14 protein-coding genes and 1 pseudogene are annotated in these 17583 nt (G+C 73.7%); 11 read left to right on the top strand and 4 right to left on the bottom strand.

Going from position 1 to position 17583, the window contains the following annotated elements; genetic code table 11:
* Positions 1 to 156 precede the first annotated feature (156 nt).
* The 3 genes from ACQPXD_RS32045 to ACQPXD_RS32035 all read left to right on the top strand — a co-directional run bounded on the left by ACQPXD_RS32045 (position 157) and on the right by ACQPXD_RS32035 (position 2478).
* Positions 157 to 1140 carry a magnesium transporter CorA family protein gene (locus ACQPXD_RS32045; protein ID WP_432825064.1) on the top strand — a complete coding sequence of 328 codons (984 nt, stop codon included), beginning with the start codon at positions 157 to 159 and terminating at the stop codon, positions 1138 to 1140.
* Between the two features lie 59 nt (positions 1141 to 1199).
* Positions 1200 to 1883: a TetR/AcrR family transcriptional regulator gene (locus ACQPXD_RS32040; RefSeq protein ID WP_432825063.1), complete on the top strand. Its 684-nt coding sequence runs from the start codon at positions 1200 to 1202 to the stop codon at positions 1881 to 1883.
* Between the two features lie 163 nt (positions 1884 to 2046).
* Positions 2047 to 2478 (top strand): hypothetical protein, encoded by a 432-nt coding sequence (locus ACQPXD_RS32035; protein ID WP_432825062.1) that lies wholly within the window; start codon positions 2047 to 2049, stop codon positions 2476 to 2478.
* 42 nt (positions 2479 to 2520) lie between these two features.
* On the opposite strand, the gene ACQPXD_RS32030 is transcribed toward ACQPXD_RS32035, so the two are convergent.
* Positions 2521 to 3366 (bottom strand): AraC family transcriptional regulator, encoded by an 846-nt coding sequence (locus ACQPXD_RS32030; protein WP_432825061.1) that lies wholly within the window; start codon positions 3364 to 3366, stop codon positions 2521 to 2523.
* Positions 3367 to 3436: 70 nt separating this feature from the next.
* Between ACQPXD_RS32030 and ACQPXD_RS32025 the strand changes: the two genes are divergently transcribed.
* Entirely contained in the window at positions 3437 to 4216 is a 780-nt protein-coding gene (locus ACQPXD_RS32025) for a phytanoyl-CoA dioxygenase family protein (RefSeq protein WP_432825060.1), read from the top strand.
* Between the two features lie 7 nt (positions 4217 to 4223).
* Here ACQPXD_RS32025 and ACQPXD_RS32020 read toward each other — a convergent pair whose 3' ends face one another.
* Positions 4224 to 4799: an alpha/beta hydrolase gene (locus ACQPXD_RS32020; RefSeq protein WP_432825059.1), complete on the bottom strand. Its 576-nt coding sequence runs from the start codon at positions 4797 to 4799 to the stop codon at positions 4224 to 4226.
* Between the two features lie 93 nt (positions 4800 to 4892).
* Between ACQPXD_RS32020 and ACQPXD_RS32015 the strand changes: the two genes are divergently transcribed.
* The 4 genes and pseudogenes from ACQPXD_RS32015 (at position 4893) to ACQPXD_RS32000 (ending at position 12123) form a co-directional block, all read left to right on the top strand.
* A complete protein-coding gene (locus ACQPXD_RS32015; protein WP_432825058.1) occupies positions 4893 to 6206 on the top strand; it encodes a Gfo/Idh/MocA family oxidoreductase in 1314 nt (437 codons plus the stop codon).
* Between the two features lie 6 nt (positions 6207 to 6212).
* Positions 6213 to 8333: pseudogene (locus tag ACQPXD_RS32010) on the top strand (glycoside hydrolase); the annotation flags it as partial.
* Between the two features lie 1973 nt (positions 8334 to 10306).
* Entirely contained in the window at positions 10307 to 11014 is a 708-nt protein-coding gene (locus ACQPXD_RS32005) for a DUF7158 domain-containing protein (protein ID WP_432825057.1), read from the top strand.
* A 38-nt stretch (positions 11015 to 11052) separates the two neighbouring features.
* A complete protein-coding gene (locus ACQPXD_RS32000) occupies positions 11053 to 12123 on the top strand; it encodes a CapA family protein (protein WP_432825056.1) in 1071 nt (356 codons plus the stop codon).
* A 370-nt stretch (positions 12124 to 12493) separates the two neighbouring features.
* Here ACQPXD_RS32000 and ACQPXD_RS31995 read toward each other — a convergent pair whose 3' ends face one another.
* Both ACQPXD_RS31995 and ACQPXD_RS31990 read right to left on the bottom strand, forming a co-directional pair.
* Positions 12494 to 14395: a potassium transporter Kup gene (locus ACQPXD_RS31995; protein ID WP_432825055.1), complete on the bottom strand. Its 1902-nt coding sequence runs from the start codon at positions 14393 to 14395 to the stop codon at positions 12494 to 12496.
* A gap of 87 nt (positions 14396 to 14482) precedes the next feature.
* Positions 14483 to 14812 (bottom strand): STAS domain-containing protein, encoded by a 330-nt coding sequence (locus ACQPXD_RS31990; RefSeq protein WP_432825054.1) that lies wholly within the window; start codon positions 14810 to 14812, stop codon positions 14483 to 14485.
* A gap of 146 nt (positions 14813 to 14958) precedes the next feature.
* On the opposite strand from ACQPXD_RS31990, the gene ACQPXD_RS31985 reads away from it, so the two are divergent.
* The 3 genes from ACQPXD_RS31985 to ACQPXD_RS31975 are packed head-to-tail and all read left to right on the top strand — an operon-like array spanning position 14959 to position 17548.
* On the top strand, positions 14959 to 15630 hold the full coding sequence (locus ACQPXD_RS31985) for a response regulator transcription factor (RefSeq protein ID WP_432825053.1): 672 nt from the start codon (positions 14959 to 14961) through the stop codon (positions 15628 to 15630).
* On the top strand, positions 15627 to 16991 hold the full coding sequence (locus ACQPXD_RS31980; RefSeq protein WP_432825052.1) for an ATP-binding protein: 1365 nt from the start codon (positions 15627 to 15629) through the stop codon (positions 16989 to 16991). Before ACQPXD_RS31985 ends, ACQPXD_RS31980 begins: the two co-directional genes overlap by 4 nt.
* A complete protein-coding gene (locus ACQPXD_RS31975) occupies positions 16988 to 17548 on the top strand; it encodes a GerMN domain-containing protein (protein ID WP_432825051.1) in 561 nt (186 codons plus the stop codon). Before ACQPXD_RS31980 ends, ACQPXD_RS31975 begins: the two co-directional genes overlap by 4 nt.
* Positions 17549 to 17583 lie beyond the last annotated feature (35 nt).

The raw sequence follows: 17583 nt of genomic DNA, 5'->3' as shown, positions 1-17583 counted from the left end.
GCCGGGCCGTCGACGCCCATCCTGCGGCGGCCGCGGGGGGGCGCTGGCCTCATACACCACGCCGGCGGACGCGACCCTGACGCAGGCCGGCCGGCCTAGGCCGGCCGGCCTGACGGCTGCCTGGCGGGCGGTGGCGGGGGCTGGCATGCTGCGTGCATGGACGTCCGGCTGATCATGCCCGGTGGGGTCACCACCCACGCCGTGGACGAGCTGCCGGCGTTGCTGGCCCGGGACGAGGGGCTGGTGTGGGTCGACGTGCCCACCTGCGACGGCGAGGCGGTGCAGGCGCTGGGGGAGGCGTTCGGCTTCCACCCGCTCGCGCTGCGGGACGCGTCCGTGCGCAACCGGGTGCCGAAGATCCATCCGTACCCCGGCCACGTCTTCGTCATCCTGCACGCGCCGCACTTCGGTTCGCGCGGGCACGTGCATTACGTCGAGCTGGATCAGTTCATCGGGGAGCGGTACCTCGTGACGGTCCACGGCCCCACCAACCCCGCGGTCCCGCCGGACGTGCCGCTGCGCCAGACTCGCGAGGTGCTGCGCCGCGTCGAGTCCGGGCGGTTCGTGCCGGCCTCGGGCTTCGAGCTGTCCTACGCGATCGTCTCGTCGATCAGCCGGCTGCAGGAGACCCTGGTCGAGGACGTCACGGCCGAGGTGTGGCGGCTGGAGCAGCGGGTCACCGCCGGCCACCTCGGCAACCCGGAGCAGTTCCTGGAGGAGCTGTTCCAGGCCCGCCACGGCCTGCTCGCGGTCCGCACGATGGCGGCGCTGGGCGGGGCGATCTACGGGCGGCTGGCGAGCCTGCCGCGCTCGGTGCCGCCGGAGTCGGTGCACCTGGTCACCGACGTGGTGGACCAGTTCGGCCGGGTCCGCAGCGTGGCCGACGGCGAGCGGGAGTACCTCCAGGGCGTCATCGAGTTCTACAAGGCCCGTACCGACACCAAGATGACGATCGCCGCGGAGCGCCTGGCCGTGATCGCCGCGATCACGCTGCCCATCACGGCACTGTCGTCGGTCTACGGCATGAACCTCATCGTCAGCGACCACACCCAGGCCCCGCACCTGGTCGCGGTCCTGGTCATCATGGCCGTGATGTCGGCGACCCTGCTCGGCTGGGCCAAGCGCCAGGGCTGGTGGTGACGGCGGGGCGCCGCAGACCCGCAGGTCGCGGCTCGTGGCCCGGCTCTAGGATGACGACTGTGAGTTCACCGGGACGGCGTCGCATCGACGAGATCGGCGAGGAGAGCCGGCGTCGGATCCTCGATGCGGCCGAGGCGCTGTTCGCCGAGCGCGGATTCGACCGGACCTCGTTCGTGGACATCTCGGAGCGGTCCGGGATCAGCCGGGGCAGCATCCCGTGGCACTTCACGAACAAGGACGGCCTGGTGATGGCGGTCTTCGAACGCGCCGTGGACCGGTTCCTGGGCCCGGACCGGTATGAAACGATTCCGACGCTGGCCGAGGTCGTGCGCGACTATGCGGACTGGGTGCGCAGCGGCAACTCGGCGCTGATGTTCATGGTCCTCACCGAGGCGATGAGCAGCACAGGCGTGGTCCACGCCCAGTATCAGGAGTTCCTCGACCGGCGCCGCAAGGGCCTCGAGCGGTGGCTGCGCCTGCAGCGCCCCGCCGGCGTCGACGCCGTCGTCGCGGCCGAGCGGGAGCGCCAGGTCTCGATCGCGCTCAACGGAGCCGTGATCGGTATCCACCTCCAGTGGCTCGTCGACCCCGAGGGCGTCGACCTCGACGGGGCCTTGCAGTCGTTGGCGGCCGTGTTCGACACGCATCTCGCCGACGCGTGGGCCGTTCCGGCCGCGGTCGAGGCGCGCCGCAACGGCGCGGGGAACCGCAAGGGCTCAAGCCCGCGCAAGCGCACCGCCTGACGCGATCCCGGCCGCCGCCGTCGGCGTACACGTCGATCCAGACTCTATGTTGGGATGTTGTCCCTGTGGTGCACGTCATAGTATGGTGTGTCTCGCGTCACCACGCCGCCGAGGGTTGACCGGCCGCCGATCCCGGTCCGTCGGCGTGGAGGAGGTCCGACACATGCCTGCAAACGACGAGCGCAAAGCCAGAGCGGCCCGCACGCAACCGCTGTTCGCCGAGTTCTCCCGGGGCCGGCAGGCCTTCTCCCTGATCGTCGCCCCGGCGGTGTTCGGCGTTCTGATGGGCCTCACGATCAGATGGTCGGGGCCGGCCTGGTGGACGTTGCAGGCCGTCGGTGTCCTCGGCGCCGTCGTCGCCGGGCTCGAGCACCGGCGCCTCCTGCCGGCCGCCATGCGGGGAGCCGTCGGTGGGCTGTTCGCCGCGACGGCCGTCGTCTGCGTCCGCGCCGCCTTTTCCGGCGAGGACGTGACGAACTTCGTGCCCGCGTCCTTCGTGGCGACCGCGGTCATCGCGTCCGCCGTCCTGCACGCGGGCGGTGCCGCGCTGCGGCGGCGCACCACCCCCGCCACGGACGCGGCACCGGTGCCCTGACGCACCGCGCGGCGGGCTGGCGCCGATCCGGTCGCGGCCGGGTCAGGACGGGACGAACGCCCGGGCGGCGGCGCGGCGGAACTGGCTCGGCGCGGTGTGGTGGGCCTCGCGGAAGCGGCGGGTGAAGTACGACGGGCTGGAGAAGCCGCACGCGTAGGCGATGTCGGTCACCGGGCGCGTGGTGGTGGCCAGCAGCGTCGCGGCGTGGCGGAGCCGCAGCTCGGCGACGAAGGCGGTCGGGGTGGTGCCGTAGAAGCGGCGCATGCTGCGGGTCAGGTGGGCCGGGCTGACGTGGGCGAGGGCCTGCAGCCGCGGTACCCCGGCGCGCAGGTGCTCCTCGCGGCCCATCTCGGCGACGGCGTGCGTGAGCCAGCCGGGGGTGGCCACCGGGCGCGGGTCGCCGGGCGGGGGCGGGCTCAGCAGCGGGGCGATGTCGGTCCAGAAGCGGATCAGGTCCAGTTCGCCGGGCGCGTCCTGGAAGCGGCGCAGCACCGCGGCGCAGGCGTCGGCGGCCCGCCCGTCGCCGGCGGGCAGGCGCCGCTGGGGCGGGGCGAGCGAGCGGTCCCACGCCGGGTCGAGCCGGGCCAGGCCCTCGAAGGCGCGCCAGCCGGCGGCCGGGAAGGCGATGTTGTAGAAGCTGACCGCGCCGGCGATGGTGTGCCGGTCGCGGGGGCGGACCAGGATCACGTCGCCCGGGTGCAGGGGGCGGACCGCGGGCGGGCCGTGCGCCGAGGACAGCTCGTGCCGGCCGTCGCCGTCGAGGACGACCATCACCTCGTAGTAGTCGCGGTGGCCGTGCGGCTGGGAGCGGCCGCGCAGCTCGACCAGCGCGGCGTGGTAGGGGCGGCCGAGGGCGTAGTCCTCGAACCGCTCCAGCCTCAGGCCCACATCAACAAAGTACTAGTTCCTGCGCGGGGAGTGCCTATTGCCGCGGGCCCGCGGGCGGGAAGGTGACGCCATGACCGCCACACCCCTTGAGCAGTACCGCACCGACGGGTACACCATCTTCCGCGACGTCATCGACCAGGAACTGATCGCCGAGGCGAGCGACCACGTCGAGTGGCTGCGGCGCCACCACCCGGAGGTCCGGCCGGAGCAGCTGGGCCACACGTTCCTGCGCGACGACCCCTTCTGGATCCGGCTCATCAGCGACGACCGGCTGGTCGACATCGCCGAGCTGTTCGTCGGGCCCGACATCGCGCTGTTCGCGTCGCACTACATCAGCAAGCCGCCGTACTCCGGCCAGCCCGTCCTGTGGCACCAGGACGGCGCGTTCTGGCCGCTGGAGCCGATGGAGGTGGTCACGCTCTGGCTGGCCGTCGACGACTCGGCCCCGGACAACGGCTGCGTGCGGCTCATCCCGGGCAGCCACACGATGGACATGGCCGCGATGCGGGCCAACACCGAGGTCGACAACGTGCTCGGCCAGGAGATCGCGGTCGACGTCGACGAGGCGCGCGCGGTCGACGTCGTCCTGCGGCCCGGCGACGTCGAGGTGCACCACCCGAACATCGTGCACAGCAGCAACGCCAACACCAGCGCCCGCCGCCGGTGCGGGCTGACCATCCGCTACATCCCGACGTCGACCCGCATCGTCGGCGACGAGCAGCCGTACCCCAGCGCCTTCCGGCTGCGCGGCGAGGAGGGCGTCAACCGCTATCAGCCGGTCCCGGACTACGACCCGCGCCGGCACTTCCCGTTCCGCGGCGCCGGAACTCCCGCGGGCTCTGCCCGGTAACCTGCCGTCAGTCGACGAGGGCGGCGAGCAGCTCCGGGAACGTCGTGCGGCCGAAGTGCCCGTAGCGGCGGAACTCCCGGTAGCGCAGGCCGGCGATCGAGGCGCGGATCGTGCGGACGCTCACCTGGATGTCGTCGAAGTCGTCGTCGGAGTGGAACACGGTCAGGGAGTCGGTCCGCGCGGCGAGGTGCGGGTCGAGGGTGAAGTCGAAGAAGCCGGGCGCCTGCCGGCCGGTCGGGTCGAGCCACGGCGCGACGAGCACGACCCGGCCGAGGGTCACCTCCGGGTGCTCGCTCAGCCAGCGCAGCAGGAACCCGGCGCCGCAGCTGTGCGCCGCCACCAGCGTGCCGGGCGTGATGTCGTGCCGCTCCAGCTCCCGCCGCCAGGCCGGGTAGTGCGGCGCGTAGGCGAGGGGCATCTCGGGCGTGTGCGCCGGGATGTCGCGCACGATGAGCTGCTTGGCCAGCCACGGCAGCCAGTGGTGGTTGCTCGGCGACGGTACCGCCGGGTCGTAGAACTCCGCCTTGCCGGGCTTGCCGTGCAGGATCAGCGCGTTCGCCTTGCTCAGCTCTGGCCGCACCATGCGGCATAGCGTACGGCTTGTTGTTGGACCGGTCCACTGCTAGCGTCCTCGCCGGTGGACCGGTCCACCGCACCTCACGGAAGGGGCACCGTCATGCAGCCAGCCAGCCGGGTCGCCATCGTCGGCACGGGCCACCGCGCCCAGCTGTTCAACGCCGGGCTCGCCACCCGCCCGGCCTACGAGGTGGTCGCCCTGTGCGATCCCAGCCCGACCCGGATGGCGTTCCACAACGCGCTGCTCGCCGAGCACGGCCGCCCGCCGGCCCGCACCTGGGCGCCCGCCGGCTTCGACGCCATGCTGGCCGAGGTCGCGCCGGACCTGGTGGTGGTCACCTCGACCGACGCCACCCACGACCTCTACATCGTGCCCGCGCTGCGGGCCGGGGCGCGGGTGATCACCGAGAAGGCGATGACCACCACCGCCGAGAAGGCCCGGCGGATCATGCGGACCGTCGACGCCACCGGCGGCGACCTGACGGTGGCCTTCAACTACCGGTTCAACCCGGTGCACGCCAAGGTCCGCGAGGTGCTGCGCGGCGGCGCGATCGGCGACGTGCTCTCGGTGCACTTCGAGTGGCTGCTCGACGTGCGCCACGGCGCCGACTACTTCCGCCGCTGGCACCGCTACCGCGAGCACTCCGGCGGCCTGATGGTGCACAAGGCCAGCCACCACTTCGACCTGGTGAACTGGTGGCTGGGCGCCCGCCCGGTCTCCGTCTACGGCCGCGGCCGGCTCGGCTTCTACGGCGCCGCCAACGGCAGGCGCAACGGCTACGCCCGCGACTACGTGCGGGCCCACGGCTCGCCCGAGGCCCGGGACGACCCGTTCGCCATCCGGCTCGAGGACAACCCGGCCCTGCGGGCGTTGTACCTCGACGCCGAGGCCGACTCCGGCTACATCCGCGACGAGAACGTGTTCGGCGACGGCATCACGATCGAGGACGACATGGCCCTGCTGATCGGCTACGACACCGGGGCTTCGATGTCGTACCACCTGACCGCCTACTCGCCCTGGGAAGGCTATCGGGTCATGTTCAACGGCACCGGCGGCCGCCTGGAGCTGGAGGTCGAGGAGGCCGCGTGGACCCGCCCGGCCCCCGGGGTCACCACCTCGGCCCGCGGTGCCGTCCACGGCGAGGAGGCCGCCGAGACCGCCGGCGAGGCGCGGATCCTGGTGCGCCCGCTGTGGCGGCCGCCGTCGCGGGCCGAGGTCCCCGCCTTCGACCACGCCGGGCACGGCGGCGGCGACCAGCGGATGCTGGCCGCGCTGCTCGACGGCGACAAGCAACAGGCGGACGACCGGGCCACCGCCGAGGACGGGCTGTCCGCGCTGCTGCCCGGGCTGGGCGCGAACGAGTCGTTCCGCACCGGCCGGCCGGTCGACCTGACCACGCTCGTCGAGCGCTGACCCCCGATGGCCCTGCGGATCACCGCGATCGAGTCGACCGACCTGTTCGTCGGCGACCCCGAACGCCCCCTCCAGGTGCTGCGGGTGGCCGTCGCCGGCGCCCCGCCGGGCGCGGCCGTGCGGCTCACGGTCGACCCGGCCGGGGCCGTGGCCACGGTGGTGGCCGGGCCCGGCGGCGCCGCCGCCGCCGAGGTCGGGCTGCCTCCCGGCGGCACCGTGCCGGTGGCCGTGACCGCGACCTGCGGCGCCGGCACGGCCCGCGCCGAAGGCACCATCGAGGCGGCCGAGCCGGGCTGGACCGTGCACCTGGTGTCGCACTTCCACTACGACCCCGTGTGGTGGAACACGCAGGCCGCCTACACCAGCGAATGGGACGCGCTGCCCGACGCCCAGCGGTATCGCGAGGCCTGGCAGCACACCGGCTTCGACCTGATCCGCGCCCACCTGGAGCTCGCCCGGCGCGACCCCGACTACAAGTTCGTGCTCGCCGAGGTCGACTACCTCAAGCCGTACTGGTCCAGCCACCCGCAGGACCGCGAGCTGATCCGGCGGCTGCTCGCCCAGGGCCGGCTGGAGCTGATGGGCGGCACCTACAACGAGCCGAACACCAACCTGACCGGCGCCGAGACCACCATCCGCAACGTCGTGCACGGCCTGGGCTTCCAGCGCGACGTGCTCGGCGGCGACCCGCGGACCGCCTGGCAGCTCGACGCCTTCGGCCACGACCCGCAGTTCCCCGGCCTGATGGCCGACGCCGGGCTGACCTCCAGCTCGTGGGCGCGCGGCCCGTTCCACCAGTGGGGCCCGCTCATGCGCACCCCGCCCGACCCGGTCACCGACGCCTCGGCGATGCAGTTCCCCAGCGAGTTCGAGTGGATCGCGCCCAGCGGCCGCGGCCTGCTGACCAGCTACATGCCCGCGCACTACAGCGCCGGCTGGTGGATGGACTCGGCGCCCACCCTGGACGCGGCCGAGGCGGCGGTCCTGCGCCTGTTCCGCCTGCTGCGCCCGGTCTCCGCCACCCGCAACGTCCTGCTGCCGGTCGGCACCGACTACTCGCCGCCGAACAAGTGGCTCACCGAGATCCACCGCGACTGGGCCCGCCGCTACGTGTGGCCGCGGCTGGTCTGCGCGCTGCCCCGCGACTTCTTCGCCGCGGTGCGCGCCGAGCTGACCGCGCCCAGCCCGCAGACCCGCGACATGAACCCGGTCTACACCGGCAAGGACGTGTCGTACATCGACACGAAGCAGGCCCACCGCGCGGTCGAGGGGCTGCTGCTCGACGCCGAGCAGTGGGCCACCCTCGCCGCCGTGCACGGCTCGGCCCGCTACCCGATCGAGGCCCTCGACAAGGCGTGGCGGCTGCTGGTGTACGGCGCACACCACGACGCCATCACCGGCACCGAGTCCGATCAGGTGTACCTCGACCTCCTCGCCGGCTGGCGCGAGGCATTCGACCTGGCCCGCACGGTCCGCACCCGGGCCCTCGCCCACCTCGGCGAGCAGGTCGACACCGCCGGGCCCGGTTCGGCGGTACTCGTGCACAACCCCTCGTCGTGGCCGCGCACCGACGTCGTCACCGTCGAGCTGCCGCCGCACTGGCGGGGCGGCCTGCGCCTGGCCGACCCGGCCGGCGGCGGCGCCACCGTGCCGGCCGTCCTCGACGGCCGCCGCCTGACGTTCGTGGCCCGCGACGTGCCGTCCGTCGGCCATCGCACCTACCGGCTGATGCCCGCCCCCGACACGCCCCGCTGGACTGCCGCGGAAGGGCACACGGCGACCGGCGACCGCTACCGGGTCACCGTCGACCCGGCGCGCGGCGGCGCGGTCACCGCCCTCACCGAGCTGCCCACCGGCCGGCAGCTGCTGCCCGGGGACCGGCTCGGCAACGAGCTCCTGATCTACGACGAATATCCGGAACACCCGGAGTTCCACGAGGGCCCGTGGCACCTGCTGCCGACCGGCGCGCCGGTGGCCCGGTCCGCCGAAGCGCCGGCCTCGGTACTACTGGAGCGGTCCCCGATCGGCGAGCGGATCACCGTCCGCGGCGCCGCGGGCCCGGTGCGCCACACCCAGACGCTCACCGCCTGGCGGGGCGTGGCCAGGCTGGACTGCGTCACCCGCATCGACGACTTCACCGGCCACGACCAGCTCGTCCGGGTCCGCTGGCCGCTCGGCGTGCCGGGCGGGCTGCCGCTGTCGGAGGTGGCCGGCGCGGTCGTCGGCCGCGGCTTCGCCCACCCCGACGCCGACACCGCCCGGCACCCGTGGACGCTGGACAATCCGGCCTACCGCTGGTTCGGCTCCGGCGCCGCCGCCCGGGTCACGCTGACCGACCCGGCCACCGGCCGCGTCGCCCACCGCGCCCTCGGCATCGCCGAGCTGATCCTGCCCGACCCGCCCTCGGCCGCCACCCTCGGCCGCGACCTCGCCGTCGCCCTGGTCCGCGCCGGCGTCACCGCCACCTGCACCACCGCCGCCGGCCCGCGCTACGGCCGCCTGGAGTTCGACTCGAACCTGCCCGACGTGCGGATCGCGGTCGGCCGCACCGCGTTCACCGAGGCGCTGCTCGACGCGGCCGGCCCCGAGCACCGGGCCGAGTTCGACCGGCAGCTCGCCGCCGGTGGCGCGGCGCGGGTGTGGGTGCCGGCCGCCGAGCCGTTGGCCCGGGTCTGGACGCCCGGCGCCGACCTCACCGGCCTGCGGGACCTCCCCGTCCTGCTCGTGGCCGGCACCGGTGCCGTCGCGGCGCTCGTGGACGACCTCGCCGACGCGCGGATCCAGGTTGTACAGCCGGAGGCGCTCGCGCCGGCGGAGCCGTTCGAGGACCGGACGGTGGCGGTGCTCAACCGCGGCATTCCCGGGTTCGCCGTCTCCGCCGACGGCGGGCTGCACCTGTCGCTGCTGCGCTCCTGCACCGGCTGGCCGACCGGGGTGTGGATCGACCCGCCCCGGCGCACCGCGCCCGACGGGTCCGCGTTCGCGCTGCAGCACTGGACGCACACGTTCGAGTACGCGATCGCCTCCGCCGACGGCGACTGGCGCGCGGGCGGTATCACCTCCGCCGCGCACGACTACGACCGCCCGCTCACCGCCGTCGTCGCCGATCCGCACCCGGGCCGGCTGCCGGCGACGGCGGCGCTGCTGACGGTGTCGCCGGGGGCCGTGCTCGCCGCGCTGAAGGTCAGCGGGGACCCGCTCGCGGCGGGTCGCTCCGGGAGTACCGCCGAACCCCGAAACGGCGTCACCGCCCGGCTCGCCGAGCCGCACGGCCGGGCCGCCACGGTGGAGATCGCCGGACCGGGACTGTCCGTCGCCGGCGCGGCCGACCTCCTTGAACGCCCGCGGGACGGGGATCCCGGCGTCCTCGGCCCCTACGAGATCGCGACCGTCACGCTCGCCGCCGCCTCGGGCGCGGGGCCGGTCGAGCTGGGTCCGCGCGCCGAGCCGGTGCAGCCGGTGTTCGCGCGGTACTGGCTGCACAACAAGGGTCCGGCGCCGATCGGCAACCAGCCCGTCGCCGTTCACCTGCACCGCCGCGGGGACGGCGGTTACGAGGTGACCGTGGCGAGCGAGCTGACCGAGGAGGTGTACGAGGGCACGGTCCGCGTCGAGGCGCCGCCCGGCTGGAGCGCGGACCCGTTCGAGCGCCCGGTCCGCCTGGCGCCCGGCGGCTGGACCCGCTTCACGGTCACCGTCGCGCCCGGCACCGTTCCCGGCGGCTTCCTGACGGCCCGCCTGGACTACGCCGGCGGCACCGTCGAGGACGCGCTGGCCGTAGGTGCCGGCGTCGAGCCGCTGACCGCGGAGCTGGACACCGCCGAGCTGACCCTGCGCCCCGGCCAACGCGGGACCGTCGTGGTGCGGCTGACCAACCCGGCCCCGTACCCGATCCGCGGTGAGGCCCAGCTCATCAGCCCGTGGGGCACCTGGGACATGCTCGAGCCCGCCCGGCGGGGGTTCGCGGTCGCCGCCGGGGCAACGGCCGACCTGAGCTTCGAGGTGGCGGGTTCGGCACTGGGCCACTGGTGGGCCTTGGTCAAGCTGATGTGGTACGGCCGGATCGCCTACACCGCCCCCGTTCGCCTCGTGGTCACGCCGTGATCGCCGCCTGGGTCGACGGGCTGCCGCTCGACGGCGCGCTGGTCGACGCGGAGCTGGCCGAGCGGTACCGCGGCCCGGCCGGCCCCACGCTGCCGACACCGGGCACCGCCGAGGGCCGCCAGCTGCGCCGCTGGGTCGTGCAGGCGCTCGTGGTCCGCGCGATCCTGGCCACCGAGGCCCTCCGCCGCGGCCTCACCCCCTCCGGCCCACCGTCTTATGTGGACCGGCTGGCCCTGGGCAGCGTCGCGGCGGCCGCCCTGGCCGGCTCGCCGCACGGCGCCGGGGTGTTCGCCGCGGTCACCGCCGGGGTGACCGTCACCGCCGCCGAGGAGGCCACGTTCCGCGCCGCCAACCCGGAACTCGCGGAGCGCGCGGGCGAGGAGGTCCGGCTGATCCGGCACCTCCGCGCGGGCCGGCCGGTCAACGGGGGCCGGCCGTACCGCATCCGCCGCGACGATCCACACGGCGCCCTGCTCTTCGCCGCCCGCCCCGGCGCGGTGGTGACCGCGGGCCCGGACCGCTTCACGGTGGTGGCCGCCGAGCCCGCTGCCACCCCCGACCTCACGGCCACCTTGCTGACCGCGGCCCGCTCGCGAGCCTTCGCCCGCTGGCTGGACCTCCAGCTCCGCGACCGCGTCGTGCTGGCCCCCGGCTCGGAGCACCCCGGCGACCCCACCCAGCCCGACCACACCCACCGCCACTGACCGCCAGAATGGACGGCGGCTGTCCTACGCTGGGCGCCGTGAAGCTGCTGCGGGTGGTTGGGGTGGTGGCGGCCGTGCTGCTCGCCGCCTGCGACGCGGCCGCGCCGGCGTCGCGATCGGCTCCGGCGGGCGCGGCGGGCCCGGCAACGGCGCAGGCGCAGGCGTCGCCGTCGCCGTCGGCGGCGCCGGTCGAGCTGACCCTGGCGTTCGCCGGCGACGTGCACTTCACCGAGCGCACGGCGGCGCTGCTGAAGGACCCGGCGACGGCGGTCGGGCCGATGGCGAGCGTCCTGTCCGCCGCCGACCTCGCCGTGGTCAACCTGGAGACCGCCGTCACCACGCGCGGCACGCCCGAGCCGAAGGAGTTCCACTTCCGGGCGCCCGCCACGGCGTACCAGGCGATCAAAGCGGCCGGCATCGACGCCGTGACCATCGCGAACAACCACGCGCTCGACTACGGCCGGGTCGGGTTCGCCGACACGCTCGACGGCGCGGCGGCGGCCGGGGTGCCGGTCTTCGGCGGCGGCCGGACGATCGACGAGGCATACGCGCCGCTGATCCTCACGGTGCGGGGCGTCCGCGTGGCGATCCTCGGCTTCAGCCAGATCCACACGCTGGCCGAGAGCTGGAAGGCCGGCCCGGCCACCCCCGGGATCGCCATGGCGTGGGACGTGCCGCGGGCCGTCGCCGCGGTGCGGTCGGCCCGGGAAAAGGCCGACCTGGTGGTCGTGTTCAACCATTGGGGTACCGAACGTGTCTCCTGCCCCAACGCCGACCAGAAGCAGTTCGCCGCCGCGCTCGCCGACGCCGGCGCCGACATGGTCATCGGCGCGCACGCACACGTGCTGCAGGGCGCCGGGTGGCTCGGCCGCACGTATGTCGCCTACGGCCTCGGCAACTTCGTCTGGTACGTCGGCTCGGCCGACACCGGCGTGCTGAACGTGCGGGTGCGCGGCCGGTCGGTGGTCGGCGCCGAGTTCGTCCCGGCGGTGGTGTCCGGCACCGGCCAGCCGAAGCCGCTCACCGGCACCGCCGCGACCGCCGCCACGAAGCGCTTCGCCGACCTGGGCCGCTGCACCGGCCTCGCCGCCGCGCCGCCCCCGGCCTAGCGGGCCTGGGCCGGCGTCCGCGCCCGCGCCCGCCGGCAGGCGCAGGGCGTCCGTCGAGTCTCACCTGTCGGGGCGAAATGTCCGATCGGTGCAGCCGGGGCGGACGTATGTCTCCGTGATCATGATTCCTGCCATGACCGCACCACGGGTTTCTCATGATCCCGGAGACTTGTGGTACACGGGGGGTACATCAACGCTCCGTGATCATGAAAAACCGTTGGTGTCCGTGGCGGGCGTTGCATGATCGCGGAGAGTTCGTGTTGCGGCGCCGCGGGCGTTTTGACGTGCGGGCCGGGCGTCGCGGTCGGGGCAGGCGGGTGCCGGTGGTGCGGGCGGGCCTTTGACGGGTGCGGAGGTCGGTGCGGCGCGGCTAGACCTCGATGTGGGAGCCCATGATGACGGTGCGATCGCGGGGGAGGCCGAAGTGCTCGGCGGCGTCGGCGGTGATGTACGAGGTGGCGATGAACAGCCGCTTGCGCCAGGTGGCCATCGTGGGGGAGGCGCCGATGCGGAGCTCGATCTTCGACAGGAAGTACGACACCTCCTCGTGGCTCGGCAGGCCCTCGGTCAGCTCCGGGTCCAGCCGGCGCAGCGCCGTCGGCAGGTCCAGCCGGTCCATGTAACCGAGGCGCACGGTGACGTGGACGATGCCGTCGTCGGCGTAGCCCAGGTCGTCGACGGAGATGCGGTCCTCCTCGGCCACGCGCGGCATGGGCTGCGTCTCGATCGACATGATGACGACGTGCTCGTGGCGCACGTGGTTGTGCTCCACGTTGGCCCGCATCGCCAGCGGCGCGGTCTCCTTGCCGCGGTTGAGGAAGACCGCGGTGCCCGGCACCCGCTGGGTCAGGGCGCCGCCGGTGCGGAGCCGGTCGACGAACTCGCGCAGCGAGCCCTCCCGGCGCTGGCGCTCGGCGGTCACGATCTCGCGGCCCTTCTGCCACGTCGTCATGATGGTGAACGCGGTGACGCCGATGAGCAGCGGCAGCCAGGCGCCGTGGACGAGCTTGGTCAGGTTGGCGGCGAAGAACAGCAGGTCGACGGCGAGCAGCACGGCCGCGCCGATGCCGATGGCCCAGCGGGGCGTGCGCCACTTGTGGCGGGCGATGTAGAAGAACATCAGCGTGGTGATCGTGATGGTGCCGGTGACCGCCATGCCGAACGCGTACGCCAGCGCCGCCGAGCTGCGGAAGGCGAAGACCAGGGTGAGTACCGACACCATCAGCAGCCAGTTGATCCACGGCACGTAGATCTGCCCGATCTGCGACTCCGACGTGTGGGTGACCCGCAACCGCGGCAGGTAGCCCAGCTGGGCCGCCTGGGAGGCCACCGAGTAGGCCCCGGTGATCACCGCCTGCGACGCGATGACCGTGGCCGCGGTGGCCAGCAGCACCAGCGGCAGCCGGCCCCAGCCGGGCACGAGCAGGAAGAACGGGCTGGCGATGTTCGCCTGGTCGTGCAGGATCAGGGCGCCCTGCCCGAGGTAGCTCAGCACGCACGCCGGGAAGACCAGCCACAGCCAGCCCCGGGTGATCGCGCGGCGGCCGAAGTGGCCCATGTCGGCATACAGCGCCTCGGCGCCGGTGACCGCGAGCACCACCGCCGCCAGGGAGAAGAACGCCACGTCGAAGTGGCCCACCAGGAACCCGGCCGCATAGGTCGGCGAGAGTGCCTTCAAGATTTGGGGGTACCGCGTGATGCCGGCCACCCCGCATGCCCCGATGGTGACGAACCACAGGATCATCACCGGGCCGAAGACCCGCCCGACGGCCGCCGTGCCGCGCCGCTGCACCAGGAACAGCGCGATGATGATCATGGCGGTGATGGGCACGATGAGCTCGTCCATCGACGGCTCGACCACCCGGAGGCCCTCGACCGCGGACAGCACGGAGATGGCCGGGGTGATCATGCTGTCGCCGAAGAACAGGGCGGCACCGAAGATGCCCAGGCCCGCCAGGATCGCCGCGACCCGCCCGCCCCGGCCGCCGACCAGGCGCTTGAGCAGCGTAATCAGGGCCAGGATGCCGCCCTCGCCGTCGTTGTCGGCGCGCATCGCCAGCAGCACGTAGGTCACCGTGACGATGATCATGACGGACCAGAAGACCAGCGAGACGACCCCGAACACGTTCTCCGTGCTCACCGGCACCGGGTGCGGGTCGTGGGGGTTGAACAGGGTCTGCAAGGTGTAGATCGGGCTGGTGCCGATGTCGCCGAACACCACGCCCAGCGCGCCGATGACGAGCGCGAGGCTCACCTGCTGCCGTCCTGCCACGACAGCGGAGGCTACCCCCTCACCCCGCCTCGCTTCCGGAGATCACCGCGAACTTGACGCCTTCTTAACCTACAAATCCGACTTAACCTACAAATCCGAAATGTCGGGAATATCGGATAACTGGAGCACATGGTCCACCCGGGCCAGCCGCAGCGTGCGCACGACCCGGGGGAGCGGGGCGCGCAGCGTGAGGCGGCCGCCGTCGGACCAGACCCGGCGGTGCACGTCCAGCAGCATCCCGATCGCGGCCGCGTCGACGAACGGGCACCCGGCGAGGTCCACGACCAGGTGCTCCGGATGCAGGTCGGCCGCCTCGTGCAGGAGCGTGGAGAATCGCGGTACCGATGCCGCGTCCAACTCCTCGGTCACGATGACCTCGATCGTCGGCGTGGTGCGTCCGGCGGTGACGCGCTGCATGTCTGACTCCCGTCGTGGGTGGCGACGGTTCCAGCGTTCGGCCGCGGTGTGGCGAACCTTTCCCGGATGTGTGACGGTTGCATGACTTCGACCGCCGGGAGCGTCCCAGGTGGTCGCGAGGGTGAGCGGCCCGGCATGATGCGGGTATGGCAGGCGTGCTGGTGATCGAGGACGACGACCGCATCCGGCTCTCGCTGTCGCTGGCGCTGGAGGACGAGGGATACGCCGTGCGCGGCGCGGCGAGCGCCGAGGAGGGGCTCGTCGCGCAGCGGGAGGAGCCGGCCGACACCGTGCTGGTCGACCTGATGCTGCCGGGCGTCGACGGGTTCGAGTGCATCCGGCAGCTGCGCCGCGGCGACGACGTGCCGATCGTGGTGATCAGCGCCCGCGACGACACGCACGACATCGTCGCCGCGCTCGAGGCCGGCGCCGACGACTACCTGGTCAAGCCGGTGGCGGTGAAGGAGCTCTCGGCCCGGCTGCGCGCGCTGCGCCGCCGCGGGCGCACCGTGCAGGCCATGTCCAGCCTGGTCTTCGGCGACATGGAGATCGTCCCGGAGGCGGGGGAGGTGCGCATCTCCGGTGCCCAGGTCCCGCTGACCCGCACCGAGTTCCGGCTGCTGTGCGAGCTGGCCGAGCACCCCGGGCTGGTGCTCAGCCGCCAGCAGCTGCTGCAGCGGGTGTGGGAGTACGACATCGGCGACGAGCGGCTCGTCGACGTCCACGTGGGGCGCCTGCGGCAGAAGATCGAGAAGGACTCCAAGCAGCCGCGGTATCTCGTGACCGTGCGCGGCATGGGGTACAAGCTGCAGAAATGACCAGGCTGCGGGCGGGGCTGCGGACCCGGGTGATGGCCGGGTTCGCCGCCGGTGCGCTCACCCTCTCCGCGTCGATGGCGCTGGTCTCCTACGAGCTGACCCGCAGCTCGCTGATCAGCGGCCGGGAGCGCTCCACCATCCGCTCCGCCACGTTCGACGCGCGGGTCGTCGCCGCGGGGATGAACACCGGCCGGCCGGACTTCGCCGCCATGCTGCGCTCGCTGGACACCGGCGGCAACCGGCGGGTGCTGGTGCTGCACAAGAACCACTGGTACGCCCGCAACGCCGACAGCGGCGCGCCCTCCGCCGTGCCGGCGAGCCTGCAGCGCCTGGTCGGCTCCAGCGGGCAGGGCATCCAGCGGGTCCGCATCGACGGCGTCCCGGCGGTCGTGGTGGGCATCGCCCTGACCTCGACCACGTCGCTGTACGAGGTCGACTACCTGCGCGAGCTCGACCAGACCCTGCGCACCATGGGCTGGGTGCTCACCCTGGTCGCCTCCGCGGTCGCGGCGGCCGGCGCGGGACTGGGCTGGTATGCGACCCGCTACGTCCTGCGCCCCCTGCGCTCGGTCGCCGACGCCGCCCAGGGCATCACCGCCGGCGACCTCAGCGCCCGGCTCGACCCGGCCACCGACCCCGACCTGGCCCGGCTGTCGACGTCGTTCAACGAGATGGTCGACCAGCTGTCCCGGCGCATCGAGCGGGACCGCCGCTTCGCCGCCGACGTGAGCCACGAGCTGCGCTCGCCGCTGCAGACCCTGGCCGCCTCGGCCAGCGTGCTCGACCGGCGCCGCGACAAGCTCGACGAGCGCACCGCCACCGCGGCCGGCCTCGTCGTGGAGGAGCTGGCCCGCTTCCAGTCGCTCGTCGACGACCTGCTGGAGCTCTCCCGCGGCGACCTGCCGGCCCAGCTCGCCCCGGTTGACGTCGGCGAGCTCGCCCGGCGCACGGTGCAGCGGCGCAACCTGCCCGACGGGATCGTCCACTGCGGACCCGCCGGCGACGGGCCGCGGTGGACCGTCGACCGCCGCCGCATCGAGCAGGTCCTCGTCAACCTCCTCGACAACGCGGTGACGCACGGCGGGGGACCGGTCGCGGTCCGCCTGGAGTCCGCCGGCCGGGACGGGATCATCGAGGTCGACGACGAGGGCCCCGGGGTCAGCCCGGCCGACCGGGAGGCCATCTTCGACCGGTTCGTGCGGGGCCGCACCGCGGGCGCGCGGGGCAACGACGCGGGCACCGGCCTGGGCCTGTCCCTCGTGGCGCAGCACGTGGCCGCGCACGGCGGGCGGGTGCTGGTGCTCGACCGGCCGGGCGGCGGCGCGCGGTTCCGGGTCGAGCTTCCGGGGGTCGTGCGATGAGCCTCCGCCGCGGCCCCGCCGTCCTCGCCTCGGCCCTGCTGCTGGCCGGCTGCGGCGTGCCGACCGAGAGCGAGCCGCGCACCATCCAGCCGTCGGTGGTCGTCGGCTCGTTCGAGGGCCCGATCGCCGTGGGCACGGCCCGGCCCGGCGCCTTCGTCGAGCGGCTGTACCTGGTCCGCGACAACGAGCTCGTCATCGTGGACCGCCGGGTGGCGGTGCCGCCCTCGCCGGAGCGCCAGCTGGACGACCTCATCGCCGGCCCGACGCCCCAGGAGCGCGACAACGGCCTGGACAGCGCCCTGTCCGGCACCGACTTCATCACCGGCGTCCAGCTGCGCGACGGCATCGCGGTCGTCGAGGTGGCCGCGGACAGCTCGATCCGCAACGACGAGATCCTGGCCTACGCCCAGGTGGTCTGCACCCTGGCCGCCCGCGCCGACGTGAGCTCGGTGCAGTTCGCCCACGACGGCCAGCCGATCGACGTGCCGAGCGCCGACGGGTCGATCACCCGCGAGCCGCTCACCGAGGCCGACTACTCCTCCCTGATACACCGATAGCCACCACCGCGACCGCGACCTGCCGCAGGTGGACG

The organism is Dactylosporangium sp. CA-092794, assembly GCF_050948465.1.
Taxonomy (GTDB): Bacteria; Actinomycetota; Actinomycetes; order Mycobacteriales; family Micromonosporaceae; genus Dactylosporangium.
This window is presented reverse-complemented; position numbering and strand designations above follow the sequence as displayed.

Bases quoted from the DNA above. Each gene is read 5' to 3' on its own strand.
- ACQPXD_RS32035 (WP_432825062.1), top strand. From the start codon at position 2,047: ATGCCTGCAAACGACGAGCGCAAAGCCAGAGCGGCCCGCACGCAACCG.
- ACQPXD_RS32020 (WP_432825059.1), bottom strand. From the start codon at position 4,799: ATGGTGCGGCCAGAGCTGAGCAAGGCGAACGCGCTGATCCTGCACGGC.
- ACQPXD_RS32025 (WP_432825060.1), top strand. From the start codon at position 3,437: ATGACCGCCACACCCCTTGAGCAGTACCGCACCGACGGGTACACCATC.
- ACQPXD_RS32045 (WP_432825064.1), top strand. From the start codon at position 157: ATGGACGTCCGGCTGATCATGCCCGGTGGGGTCACCACCCACGCCGTG.
- ACQPXD_RS31980 (WP_432825052.1), top strand. From the start codon at position 15,627: ATGACCAGGCTGCGGGCGGGGCTGCGGACCCGGGTGATGGCCGGGTTC.
- ACQPXD_RS31985 (WP_432825053.1), top strand. From the start codon at position 14,959: ATGGCAGGCGTGCTGGTGATCGAGGACGACGACCGCATCCGGCTCTCG.
- ACQPXD_RS31975 (WP_432825051.1), top strand. From the start codon at position 16,988: ATGAGCCTCCGCCGCGGCCCCGCCGTCCTCGCCTCGGCCCTGCTGCTG.
- ACQPXD_RS32015 (WP_432825058.1), top strand. From the start codon at position 4,893: ATGCAGCCAGCCAGCCGGGTCGCCATCGTCGGCACGGGCCACCGCGCC.
- ACQPXD_RS31990 (WP_432825054.1), bottom strand. From the start codon at position 14,812: ATGCAGCGCGTCACCGCCGGACGCACCACGCCGACGATCGAGGTCATC.